We start from the raw sequence: 11,473 nt of genomic DNA on the forward strand, positions 1-11,473 counted from the left end.
TCGCGTCGTCGCGACGCGAAGCCGAAGCGGCTTCGCTGGCCGACGCTCCGGCGGCCGCCCTGCGCGGGGCGGCCGTTCTTCCCCTCCTCATCTCGATGGCCATGCTCATGCTCTGCGACTGGAAGCTTTCGCCTCTCGCGGCGGAAGGCCGCCATCCCGCTCTCGAAGATCCCTGGGAGGCCGCCTTGCGCGGCGGTCCCGGGGTGGTCCTCGCCCTGCTGACGGCGACTCAGGGCCCCTCCTATCGCGATCCGGGCGCGGCCATGGCCATCCTGCCCGACGGGCGTTTCGCCGGAGCCATCACCTCGGGCTGCGTGGAGGCGGACCTGATCCTCCGCGCCGAAGAGGTCCGCGCGAGCGGAATCCCCCAGCATCTGCGTTATGGGGCGGGCTCGCCCTTCATGGACCTGCGGCTCCCCTGCGGCGGCGCGGTGGAGGTCTCGCTCTTCCTTCTGCGCGACCGGAGCGCGCTCTTCGATCTGAGCCGCGCCCGCGCCGAACGCCGCGCCGTCGCGCTGGAGGTCTCGCCGCAGGGCGAGCCGAGCCTCGGTCCCTGGCGTCCGACCGGCCCCGCCGAAGCGGGCTTCGTCCTGGGATTTCCGCCCGCCCTGCGCTTTCTGGTCTTCGGAGCGGGTCCGGAGGCCGCCGTCTTCGCGCGCCTCTTGCTGAGCCTCGATTACGACCATCTCCTGATCTCGCACGAGGAGGAGAGCCTGAACTCAGCCGCCGCCTTCGGCTGCCGGACGCGGCCTCTGCGCCGGGCGGAGGAGATCGCGGAGATGGGCCTCGACGCCCGATGCGCGGCGGCGCTCTTCTATCACGACCATGACCACGAGCCCGAGATCCTCGGCCGCCTGCTGGAGACTCCCGCCTTCTACATCGGGGCTCAGGGCAGCCGCTCCGCCCAGAGGTCGCGGCTCGCCCGACTGACGGAGATGGGCGTTGCCGACTCCGCCCTGAGCCGTCTGCGCGGCCCCATCGGACTGGTGCCCTCGGCGCGCGATCCGCAGACTCTGGCGATCTCGGTTCTCGCCGAGATTCTGGCGGCGGCGCCCAAAGCATGAAGCCGCCCTTCGGCGTGCTGCTGGCGGCGGGCGCCTCGCGGCGCTTCGGGCCGGAGGACAAGCTCCTTGCGCTCTGGCGGGGGCGGCCTCTGGTCCTGCGGGCCGCCGAGGCGATGCGGGAGGCCGGATGCGGGAGTCTGGCGGCGGTGGTCTCCTCGCCCGGAGTCGAAGCCGTCCTGCCCGAGGGCTTCGCGCCGCTGAGGATCGCGCCGGGCCTGCCCATGGCGGATTCTCTGCGAAGGGCGGTTCTGGCCGCGCAGGAGGCGGGCGCCGGAAGCCTGCTGATCTGTCTGGGCGACATGCCGGGAATCTCCGGCGAGACCCTGCGGCGGCTGATCTCCGGCGCGGAGGGCCGGACGCGGGCCTGCGTCCGTGCAGGGGTCCGCTCGCCGCCCGCGCTGCTGGCCTCCGCCGATTTCGCGGCGGCGCTCCGGGCGGAGGGCGACCAGGGCGCGCGGGAGGTCCTGCGGGGGCTCGCGCCGGAGGATCTCCTCGCCCTGACGCCGGAGGAGGCCGCCGACGTCGACCTCCCCGGGGATCTGGCTCTTTCTCAGCGCCCCAGATTGTAGAATTCGGGATTGGGCCGGATGTCGGCGACGTTGGCCAGCCGGTTGGACATCGCGAAGAAGGCCACGATGGAGACGACGTCCCAAAGATCATCTTGTGAAAACCCATGCGCCGCCAGAGCCTGAAGGTCGGAGTCTTCGACGGCGGCGGCCTCCTGCGAGGCCTTCATGGCGAAGTCCAGCAGGGCGCGCTGACGCGGCGTGATCTCGGCCTTGCGGTAATTGGCGGAGATCTGGTCGGCGATCTGCGGATTCTTCGCCCGGATCCTCAGGATCGCCCCATGGGCCACGACGCAATACTGGCATTGATTCGCCGCCGAAGTCGCCACCACGATCATTTCGCGCTCGGCCTTGGTCAGCCCGCCGGGCTTGTCCATCAGGGCGTCGTGATAGGCGAAGAAGGCGCGGAACTCCTCGGGCCGATGCGCCAGAGCCAGAAAGATGTTCGGAATGAAGCCGGATTTCTCCTGGACGGCCAGAATGCGGCTGCGGACGTCCTCGGGGAGCGCCTCCAGATCGGGGACGGGAAAACGGCTGACGGGCGCGGCTTGAGACATGACGATCCTCCGGAGCTTCCTGCGTTCCGGCGAGCATAGGGCCTTTTCGCTCCGGCGGAAGCCTGCGCTCCGGGGAGAACTCCCGCCGCCGCCGCAACGCCGGGTCGAGGCTTGACCGGAGCTCCATCCCTGCCGGATAGCTTGAAGGGAGGTTCGCCGGGAATCCCGCCCGGACCCGGAACGGACCTCCGGACGCGCAAGGAGGGAACGGACATGACCGAAATGCGGTATTGCGATCTGGTGATGAAGGGCGGAGTCGCTAGCGGCGTCGTCTATCCCCATGCGGTCCTCGAACTGGCGAAGGGGTTCCGGTTCAAGAGCATCGGCGGCACCTCCGCCGGAGCCATCGCGGCGGCGGCCACCGCGGCGGCGGCGCTCGGAGACCGGAGGCTCGCCGCAGGCAAGTCGGGAGAGGCGGCCGGGAGTCCGGGGCCGGTCCCGCTCGGCTTCAAGGGCCTGGAGGAGGCCGCCGGACGGCTCTCCGGGAAAGGCTTCCTGCTCGATCTGTTCCAGCCCGCCCGCAGCCTCGGCCCCGCCTTCCGGCTGATCGTCGCGCTGATCGGCGAGAAGAGCGCCACCCGCAGGATTCTGGCCGGCCTTCTGCTGCCTCTCGTCCTGGCGCCGCTGGAGGGGCTGACGCTGCTCTGCGCCTTCCTCGCGACCGGGTTTCTGGCGGCCGGAGCGCCGGGTTTGGTCGCGGCGGCCTTTCCCTCCCTGCTCTGCGCCTATTGCGGAGCGGCGGTCTTCGGGCTTCTGCGGGCGGCGCGGATCCTGCGGGGCAATCTGCTCGGGCTCTGCTCGGGGCTGCGCGCGCCGGGAGACGCCCGGCCCGCCCTGACCGAATGGATGCACGAGGTGCTCCAGGAGCTTTCCGGCCAGCCTCCCGGGAAGCCGCTCGTCTTCGGCGATCTCTGGAGCGCGCCCCCCTATCCGGACGAAGAGGAGGAGCAGGGGAAGAAGGACAGGATCACGCTCCAGATGATCACCACCAGCGTCTCCCATCTGGAGCCGCGCACCCTCCCCCTCCAGGAGGCGAATTTCTGGTTCCGGCGCAAGGAGTTCGACAGGCTCTTCCCGGCCTCCGTCGTCGACTGGATGGTCGAGCGGGCGGGCGATCCCCTGCTCTGCGAGGGCGAGACCTATCACCGCTTTCCCTGCGGCGACCGGACGCCGGTCCTCGTGGCGATGCGGATGAGCCTGAGCTATCCGCTGCTGCTGAGCGCGGTGCCGCTGCACGAGCAGGTCGCGCCTCCGGAGGCCCAGACCGCCGCGCAGAGGCCTCCGCCGGCTCCCGAGGCGCCGCCCCGCGCCTCCGGAGGCGACGCGGCGGGCCCCTCGCTGACCGAGAGCATGGAAGGCCTCGCCACGGGCGGCGAAGAGCCCGTCGCGCCGCGCGCCGCGCAGCTCCGGCCCTGCTGGTTCACCGACGGCGGCGTCTCCAGCAATTTCCCGATCCATCTCTTCGACGCGCCCCTGCCCTCCAGGCCGACCTTCGCCATCAACCTCGTCTATCACAAGACCGACGACGGCCCCCATCCCACGCCCCGCTCCGACCTGCCGGAGGACAAGGCGGCGGCGGCGGTCCTCCTGCCCCAGCCCGAGGAATCCGGCAGAAGGCCCGCCTATCGCCCCATCGGACACGCCAGCGCGCTGGTCGAGATCGGAACCTTCCTCGCCAGCGGCTTCGAGACCATGCGCACCTGGCGCGATCTGCTCCAGGCGCGGGCCTCGGGGCAACATGACCGCACCGTCCAGATCCTGCTCGAAGCGGGGGAAGGCGGCCTGAACCTCGACATGCCGCAGGAGGATCTGGATCGCGTGGCGCTGAAGGGGAGCCTCGCGGGCAGACGCCTGCGCGACGATTTCTCCTTCCCGAAGCACCGCTGGATCAGATGGCGCAATTTCGCCTCGGCCCTGCAGCGCCAGACGATCCGGATCGCGGAGGGCGCGGCTCAGGCGCCCGCCCCGCTGGAGCCGCAGAGCTCGCGGCGCGGGCGGCCTCCGGTCCCGGTGCATCCCTTCGGGAGCCCCGAAGCGGCGGAGGCCTCCCGGGAGCTGCTGGATCATCTGATCGCTCAAGGCGGGATCTGGGCGGAGCGCGGCCCCGATCTCGACGCGGGCGCGCCCCTGCCCCTGCAGCACATGAAGATCGTCCAGACCTTCTGAAGCCGCCTGAAGCCGCTTGCCGGAGCCGCGCCGGAGACGAGACGTCCCCCCTCGGACAAACAAGGCGACCAGGGCGCCGACAGCCATATTTCCGCCTCAAGATCGCGTGAGACTTGCATTCACGAACGAGAGATCGCCTGTCGGCGTACAAGACTCCTCGTTGTCCGGAGCGTGGTCTGACATGCCTGCAGAAGCGACCTCCCGCCGTATGAGCATGAGGACGCCATGAAAGACGAATTCAAACCATTGCTGCTCGCCGTGGGGGCCCTGCTCACGCAGCTCGGCTCTCCGACCGCGACCCAGGCCGCCCCGACTCCCGAGGCCGCCGCAGAGACCTTCGCGGAGCCCGCCGCCCTCCGGGCGACGGCCGCCGCGACGCCCGGTCTTCGGGCCACGGCTCCCGTCCGCACCGCCCAGGCGGGCGCGACGCCCTTCCAGGGCCGTCCGCTGTTCCTGCCCCAGCAGGTCCAGCCCGGCCAGATCCTGGGCGCGCATGCGAACTCCGGCCCGACCGGACACGCCAACGTGCCCGGACACGCCAATTTCAGCCGCGAACAGATGCAGGGGCAGTTCCTGGATCCGCGTGTGAATCCCGGCGGCTTCACGGGCGCGCATGCGAATTCCGGCCCGACCGGACACGCCAATGTGCCCGGACACGCCAACTTCAATCAGCAGATGCAGGGGCAGTTCCTGGATCCGCGCGTGAGTCCCGGCGGATTCGCGGGCCAGCATGCGAACTCCGGCCCGGCGGGACACGCCAACGTGCCCGGACACGCCAACTTCAACCGCGAGATCATCAATCCGCAGTTCACGCCCCAGATCAATCCGGGCGTGTTCCAGGGCGCGCATGTGAACTCGGGGCCGACCGGCCACGCCAACACCGGCGGCCACGCCAACTTCAACCGCGAGACCGTCAATCCGCAGATCAATCCGGGCCTGCTCTTCAGGCGCTGAGCGTCCGGCCGGGCTCCCGGCGGAAGGAGGCCGTTCATGATCGACCCCTCCCGGCGCGCCGCCAGACGGCGCGAGATCTTCGCGGATCTGCTGATCCGTCTGCGCGCCTACCGGATGGATCCGGCCGTCCGGAGGCGGATCCTGACCGAGCCTCTCGCCGCCTTCGGACTGGCCGAGGGCGCGGCCTCTCCTCCCCTCCTCGCCGAGGGCGGAAGACGCGCTCCGCCCGAAGCCTTCGGCCAGGCCGTCACCGGCGCCCTGCTCTTCGGAGAGGAGGGCGCGGGTCCGGAGGGCGGTCCTCCGCCGCCCCTCGAGGCCCGGCTGACCGCCTCGGGGCTGCGTCCGGCGTCCCTGCTGCACGGTCCGGAGCCTCAACTCGCCGCCTGGCTGCGCTGGGCGGAGGATCGCGGACTCTGGGGGCTGCTCTCCGCGCTGGAGTGGCGCAAGGCGGAGGACGAAGGCAAGGGCGGCTACAGCAACCTCGCCCCGGCTCCGACTCCCGCCCGCCCCGGCTCCGGCTCCGGCGCGATGCGCAGCCTCCTGATCGCGCCCGACAAGGACAGGGCCCTGCTCGGCTGGATGGCCGTGGCTCTGGGCTGGGATTCCGTCGTGGGCGAGGTCCTCGGCTTTCCACCCTGCTGCCGCGCCTTCTTCGAGGCGAATTGGCCCAAGGCCGCCGCCGAGCGTCAGGGCGATCTCGCGCCGCTGGTTCTGGAGGCGACCCAGGCCGCCGGACTCTCCGGCCCCTATGACTGGCGGCTGAATCTCTTCGCGCGCTATTTCGGCGCCGAGATCCTGAGTCATTTCCCCTGCCGCTGCGCTTGCGCCGCTTCTCTGGCTCAGGCGCGGCGGCTGGAGGCGGGGCTTCGCCTCCTCGATCCGGAGCGCGCCGCCCGGACCCGCAGCCTGATGCGCGGCCTGGTCCTCTATTCGGAGCGGGGCGGCGTGGCTCTGGCGCCGGAGGGCCGGCTCGGGGCTTCGGGAATCGAGGCGCCGCAGGGCTGGCTGCTCTCCGATCCGCAAGGGCCTCTGGGGCGGGCGCTGGCCTCCGGAGAAACGCCCCAGCCCGAGGCGGGCGGAAAGGCCCGGTTCGCCGGGACGGACCTCCTCTGCGACCTCGCCGATTTCAGCGCCGACGGACTCGAAGCTCCCGCAGAGCTTCCGGAAAGGGCCATGGCCCCATGATCCCCGGCTGACGCCGCCTGCGGCCCGACCCGGGCCGCGCCTTTCACAGGAGACCGGACGATGCGCTACTATGGCTCCGCCGTTCTCGAATCCGAGGAATCGGCCGATCTGCCGATCCGCTTCGGCAAGAGCTACGCGCCTCGGGGCGCCGTGACCCTGGCTCGCGACACCCTGGTTTCCTCCGCCGCGACGGGCCTGACCGAAACGGCCTGGGGGCCTCTGGCGACGGCGGCCGACTCGGGCTCCTGGGCCTTCCTCACCCGCCGCGAGGCCGAACGCCTGAGCGGGCTGCGCGAGGGGCGGTCCTTCGGCGCCTTCGCCGACGAATGGCCTGCGGAGGCTCTGGGCGGGCCGGAGGAGTTCCTCGGCCTGCTCTTCCGGCGGGGGCTCGTCACGCTGGACGGCGCGACGGCGGCCGATCCGGCCATGTTCGAGGATTCCCCCAACATCCACAACGAAGGGCGGCTGATCGAGCTTCTGCTCTCGGAGAAATGCAATCTCGGCTGTCTCTATTGTCTGGCGGGGGCGCGTCCCGGCCAGCCGCACATGAGCCGCGAGACGGCCTTCCTCGCCGTGGACGCCGCCTACGCCGTCGACGACGAACGCGGCCTGACCTTCGAATATTCCGGCGGCGAAGCCTTCCTCCGCTGGGAGCTGATGCAGGAGCTCACCGCCTACATCCGCGCCCATCCGGAGCGCCGGGGACGTCCGGTCAACATCTGCGTCCAGACCAACGGCACGCTCTTCACGCCCGAGCGCATCGAATGGCTGCGCGCCAATCACGTGACGGTGGGGCTCTCGCTGGACGGAGATCCCGAATCCCACAACGTCAGCCGTCCGCAGGTGAACGGCGGGGAATCCTTCTCCAGGGTCATGCGCGGCGTGGACATGCTCCAGCGGGCGGGGGTGCCTTTCGGGGCTCTGGTGGTGCTGAACCGCGCCAACGCCGGAGACCCCCGCAAGCTGCTGGATTTCCTCACGCAGAACGGCATCGGCAGCGTGAAGGTCAATCCCATCGCCTTCCTCGGCGACGCCCGCCAGAAATGGGACGCCATGGGCATGGAGCAAGCCGAGATCGTCGCCTGGTTCAAGGAGTTCCTCGCGCTGCTCGTCCGGCGCGACGCCGACCTCATCGAGAGCAACGCCATCGACATGACGCGTCATCTCGTCAGCAAGCGCCGCGCGAGCCGCTGTCTGCGCGGCCATTGCGGCGCGGGCGAAGGCTTCGTGGCGGTGGGCGCCGACGGCTCGCTCTATCCCTGCGGCCGCGCCACGCAATCGCCGGGGCTCAAGCTCGGGAACATCCGCGACGCCCGCCGCATCGACGATCCGGGCCGCGAGAACCCGCATGTCGTCGCCATCCGCGAGCGCCGCCCCCAGGATTACGACGATTGCCGCGTCTGTCCCTATCGCGCCTTCTGTCAGGCGGGATGCCCGGCGCAATCCTACGAGCGCTATGGGACCGTGCGCCACAAGACGCCGGAATGCGCCTTCTTCAAGTCGATGTATCCGCATCTCATGGGCTGGCTGGCGCATGAGGCGGCGGCCATGAGCCACATGAACCGCCGCTTCTTCGCGCCGAGCGGAACGCCGCTCGCGCTGACCTCCCGCGCCCTCCTGCCGGAGCTTCAGCATCATGCCGCGTGACCTCGCCGAAGCCCTGCGGCTGGAGGAAGCCGAACGCCTCGCCCTTCTCGGTGATCTGGAGGGGGTCGTCTTCCCCGGTCCGGCGGGCGGAATCAGCGATTTCGCCGCGCGTCTGGGCGATCTTCAGCGCGCCGGAAAGGCCCGTCGCCGACTCGCCGCCGCCGGACTCTGCGCCGAGGGCTGGACCCGCCGCGCGCTCGGGACGCTGGCCGCCTGGCTCGACGCCCTCGCGCCCGAAGACGCCGCCGCCGCCTTCTCGCCGGGGACCGCCGCCAAGGCGCTGAGGCGCCCCGTCGGAAGCCCGGAGCAGGAGATCGGACTCGCGCGCTTCCTGATCGGCGCGCCGGGCTGCGCGGGCTTTCGTCTGGCGCTGCCCGCAGCCGCCTTCGGAGATCAGGACTGGCTCCATCTGCCCCATGCGAATCTGGTGGTCGGTTCGGCGGGAGGCTCGGTCCTGATCGCCGATGAAGAGGGCGAGATCCGCCTCTTCTGGACCGACGGCGCCGAAGCCGCCCTGCCCCGCTCCGGGCTGGAGCAGGAGGCGGCCATTCTCCCGGATCGGCTCCACGCCCTGCCGAGGGCGGGCGGATGGCCGGTGCTGAACTTCGCGCCCGAAGCGGCCTGGCTGGACAATCCCGTCCCCCTGCTGGCCGACCCGACCGAGGCCCTGCCGATCCTCGCACAGGGGCGGGGCTTGCTCGCAGACGTTTGGCCCATGGCCTCGCGGGCCGTGGAGCGGGCCTTTCACGCGCTCTTCGTCTTCGACCTCCTGCCGGGCGGCGGCACCTCGAGCGTGAGCCGGGGCGATTTTCAGGGGATCTTCGCGGCCTCCCTGCGCGATCCGGTTCAGGTGGCGGATCTCCTCAGCCATGAGGGCGCCCATACGCGCATCGCGCCGGTCTACGCGCTCGACCCCATGCTGGCCAACGACGCCGAACGCATCCACCCCTCGCCCTGGCGCAAGGACCTGCGGCCTCTGAGCGGCGTGATGAACGGCGTCCACGCCTTCGTGAACGTCTGCGAATTCTACCGGCGCCTGATGATCCTGCGGCCCGATTTCGCGGCGGATCTCGCGCAGATCCGCGATCTCGAAGCCGGGCGCGTGCGCGAGGCCTGGACCTATCTGCGCGGGCAGGCGCGCCCGACGCAGGTCGGAGAAATCTTTCTGGCGAAGCTCGGCGCGGCGGCGGAGGCGCTCTGATCATGAAGGACGAAGCTCTCGCGACGACGTTGAACCCCGAGGTCCGCGCGGCTCTCGCGGCCTCCGACGAGAGCCTGCGGGCTCTGGCGGCGGATCTGGAGCGGATCGGCTTCGTGGGGATCGGGGCTCCGGCTCTGGCGCCCGCGCTCCACGCCGAATTGCTGGAGGAGGCGCTCGCCCAACGCGCCGCCGCCTGGGAGAACCTCGCCACGGCGGATTTCGATCAGCAGCTGATGCGGGCGGAGCTCGGCCCCCTGGGGGCGGCCTTCCTGAAGACCATCGGCGCGCCCTTCCTCTCGGCGCTGATGGGCGAGGCTCTGGAGGTCAGCCGGGAAAGCACCTGCTACACCTATTACGACGCGGCGGAATCGCGGCTCGGGGTGCATCTGGACCGCAAGGACTCCTGCGCCTGCACCCTCATCCTCTATCTGGAGGCCTCCCATCCGCCCGGCGCCGCGCCGAGCCGGGGCCTGAGCCTCGAAGTCTTCGCGCCCGGCCGCGCCCCCGGAGAGGCTCCCGTCCACGTCATCCCCACCCAGAGCAACGGACTCGCCATAGGCCGGGGCTCGGAGGTTCCGCATGGGCGTCCGAATCTGGCGGCGGGCGAAAGAGTGATCGCGCTGACGGCCTGCTTCCACCGGGCCGAAGCCGGAGCCGGGGCTCGGGCGAAGGCCGCCGAAGAGGCCCTGCTCTCCGAGGGGCTGGAGGCCTGGGGACAAGGCGATCTCGCGACGGCCCATGCGCGGTTTCAGGCTCTGGCGGCGCGGGCCCCGATGACGGCGGCTCTGGCGGGGGGCTTCGGGCGCGTCTTCTGGAGCGCCGGAGATTTCGAGGGCGCGCGTCAGAGCTTCAAGGCGGCGGCGGATCTCGAAGGCGACGATCCTTCGCATTGGTCCAACATCGGGCTCGCCCTGCGCGACATGCAGGCGCGGGATCAGGCCTTCGCGAGCTTCCGCGCCGCCCTGACCCTGAATCCGCAATTCGCTCCGGCGCTGAACGAATGGGCCAACACCCTGCAGGATCAGGGCGAGCCCGCCGCCGCGCTGAAGCTCTACGAGCGCTCCCTCGCGGAGGACGCCAGCCGGGCGGTGGTGCATCACAATCTCGGCGTCTGCTGGGGGCGGCTCGGCCATGACCAGATCGCCGCCGAATGCTATCTGACCGCCCTCCGGCTGGATCCCGGATACGCCCACGCCCTGGAGGAGCTGGGCGATCTCTACGGCCGTTACGGCGATCTCGCCCAGGCTCAGGGCTATCTGGCGCGGGCGGGCACCCCGCGCGCCGTCGAGATCAGGACGCGCCATGCGCAGAAGACGCAGCGCCTCTGAGGCCGTTCAGAGGCTGGCGGCGAAATCCCGGAAGGCCTTCACGAAGGCCTCCGGCTCCTCCAGATGGGGCGCATGGCCCGAAGCCTCGAAGCGCGCCGGACGGGCGTCGGGCGCCGTCTCGACCAGCCATTCCGAGGTCTCCGGCGCGTAAAGCCTGCTGCGGGCGCCATAGGCCACCAGCCAGGGCAGAGAGATCCGGGGAACGAGAGGACGCATGTCCATGGCGAGCATCTCCTCCCAATAGGGCAGGATCGCCCGAGGATCGTTCGAGAAGACCTGACGGAGGGCTTCTTCGGGGCTCATGTCGGGCCCGCCCTCGCGCCCGGCGAAGGTGACGCGGGCGACCTTCCGTCCGGCGACGGGCCAGTCGTCGCGCATCTCCTCCAGCCCCCGGCGCAGACGCTCCGGCGTCTGGTCGCGCAGGCCCAGAGCCCAGTCCGGCCCGAGCTTCGGCCCCATGTCGATGGTGACCAGCCCCGCCAGATCTCCCGGACCCCGCCGCTCCAGAAGACGCCAGGCCGCCGCCGCCCCCATCGACCAGCCGACGAGAATCGCGCCCGGCCCCGCCGCCTCGATCTCGCGGGCGGCGAGATCGGCGCAGGCGTCGAGCGTGGCGGGCTGCGCGCGTCCTGCGCCATGGCCCGGCAGATCCGGCGCGCGACAGGCGAAGTCCGGCCCCAGCCGGGCGATCAGCCGATCAAAACTCGCGCCGCTCATCGTCCAGCCGTGGAGCAGCACCACAGGCCGCGCGCCGCTCCGCGCGGCCCGGGAAGAGGCGGCGTCGCCCGATGCGGGATTGGTCATG

The 11,473-nt window shown here is 71.0% G+C and carries 10 protein-coding genes; 8 read left to right on the forward strand and 2 right to left on the reverse strand.

The features are described from left to right. Window positions 1–185 precede the first annotated feature (185 nt). Window positions 186–1,064 (forward strand): XdhC family protein, encoded by an 879-nt coding sequence (locus tag PHN62_RS02545; RefSeq protein WP_300145851.1) that lies wholly within the window; start codon window positions 186–188, stop codon window positions 1,062–1,064. Continuing rightward, entirely contained in the window at window positions 1,061–1,633 is a 573-nt protein-coding gene (locus PHN62_RS02550) for an NTP transferase domain-containing protein (RefSeq protein WP_300145854.1), read from the forward strand. Before PHN62_RS02545 ends, PHN62_RS02550 begins: the two co-directional genes overlap by 4 nt. Here the strand turns inward: PHN62_RS02550 and PHN62_RS02555 are convergent. Continuing rightward, the gene (locus PHN62_RS02555; RefSeq protein WP_300145857.1) at window positions 1,615–2,187 is read right to left on the reverse strand and encodes a peroxidase-related enzyme; all 573 of its coding nucleotides are present in this window, start codon (window positions 2,185–2,187) and stop codon (window positions 1,615–1,617) included. The two genes, PHN62_RS02550 and PHN62_RS02555, sit on opposite strands and share 19 nt — an antisense overlap. Before the next feature lie 213 nt (window positions 2,188–2,400). Between PHN62_RS02555 and PHN62_RS02560 the strand changes: the two genes are divergently transcribed. The 6 genes from PHN62_RS02560 to PHN62_RS02585 all read left to right on the forward strand — a co-directional run bounded on the left by PHN62_RS02560 (window position 2,401) and on the right by PHN62_RS02585 (window position 10,668). Next, window positions 2,401–4,353 (forward strand): patatin-like phospholipase family protein, encoded by a 1,953-nt coding sequence (locus PHN62_RS02560; RefSeq protein WP_300145860.1) that lies wholly within the window; start codon window positions 2,401–2,403, stop codon window positions 4,351–4,353. A gap of 225 nt (window positions 4,354–4,578) precedes the next feature. After that, complete coding sequence (locus PHN62_RS02565; protein WP_300145863.1) at window positions 4,579–5,307, forward strand: hypothetical protein; 729 nt, start codon at window positions 4,579–4,581, stop codon at window positions 5,305–5,307. A 36-nt stretch (window positions 5,308–5,343) separates the two neighbouring features. Next, window positions 5,344–6,492, forward strand: coding sequence for a hypothetical protein (locus PHN62_RS02570; protein ID WP_300145866.1), 1,149 nt, complete (start codon window positions 5,344–5,346; stop codon window positions 6,490–6,492). A 60-nt stretch (window positions 6,493–6,552) separates the two neighbouring features. Then, complete coding sequence (locus tag PHN62_RS02575; RefSeq protein WP_300145868.1) at window positions 6,553–8,139, forward strand: radical SAM protein; 1,587 nt, start codon at window positions 6,553–6,555, stop codon at window positions 8,137–8,139. Continuing rightward, entirely contained in the window at window positions 8,129–9,340 is a 1,212-nt protein-coding gene (locus PHN62_RS02580) for an HEXXH motif-containing putative peptide modification protein (RefSeq protein WP_300145870.1), read from the forward strand. The genes PHN62_RS02575 and PHN62_RS02580 overlap by 11 nt, the downstream gene beginning before the upstream one ends. A gap of 2 nt (window positions 9,341–9,342) precedes the next feature. Next, window positions 9,343–10,668: a tetratricopeptide repeat protein gene (locus tag PHN62_RS02585; RefSeq protein WP_300145873.1), complete on the forward strand. Its 1,326-nt coding sequence runs from the start codon at window positions 9,343–9,345 to the stop codon at window positions 10,666–10,668. 6 nt (window positions 10,669–10,674) lie between these two features. Here PHN62_RS02585 and PHN62_RS02590 read toward each other — a convergent pair whose 3' ends face one another. After that, on the reverse strand, window positions 10,675–11,472 hold the full coding sequence (locus tag PHN62_RS02590; RefSeq protein WP_300145876.1) for an alpha/beta hydrolase: 798 nt from the start codon (window positions 11,470–11,472) through the stop codon (window positions 10,675–10,677). Window position 11,473: the final 1 nt, after the last annotated feature.

It is taken from the genome of Neomegalonema sp., assembly GCF_028688855.1.
GTDB lineage: Bacteria > Pseudomonadota > Alphaproteobacteria > Rhodobacterales > Rhodobacteraceae > Neomegalonema.

Bases quoted from the DNA above. Each gene is read 5' to 3' on its own strand.
- PHN62_RS02550 (WP_300145854.1), top strand. From the start codon at position 1,061: ATGAAGCCGCCCTTCGGCGTGCTGCTGGCGGCGGGCGCCTCGCGGCGC.
- PHN62_RS02555 (WP_300145857.1), bottom strand. From the start codon at position 2,187: ATGTCTCAAGCCGCGCCCGTCAGCCGTTTTCCCGTCCCCGATCTGGAG.
- PHN62_RS02560 (WP_300145860.1), top strand. From the start codon at position 2,401: ATGACCGAAATGCGGTATTGCGATCTGGTGATGAAGGGCGGAGTCGCT.
- PHN62_RS02565 (WP_300145863.1), top strand. From the start codon at position 4,579: ATGAAAGACGAATTCAAACCATTGCTGCTCGCCGTGGGGGCCCTGCTC.
- PHN62_RS02570 (WP_300145866.1), top strand. From the start codon at position 5,344: ATGATCGACCCCTCCCGGCGCGCCGCCAGACGGCGCGAGATCTTCGCG.
- PHN62_RS02575 (WP_300145868.1), top strand. From the start codon at position 6,553: ATGCGCTACTATGGCTCCGCCGTTCTCGAATCCGAGGAATCGGCCGAT.
- PHN62_RS02580 (WP_300145870.1), top strand. From the start codon at position 8,129: ATGCCGCGTGACCTCGCCGAAGCCCTGCGGCTGGAGGAAGCCGAACGC.
- PHN62_RS02585 (WP_300145873.1), top strand. From the start codon at position 9,343: ATGAAGGACGAAGCTCTCGCGACGACGTTGAACCCCGAGGTCCGCGCG.
- PHN62_RS02590 (WP_300145876.1), bottom strand. From the start codon at position 11,472: ATGACCAATCCCGCATCGGGCGACGCCGCCTCTTCCCGGGCCGCGCGG.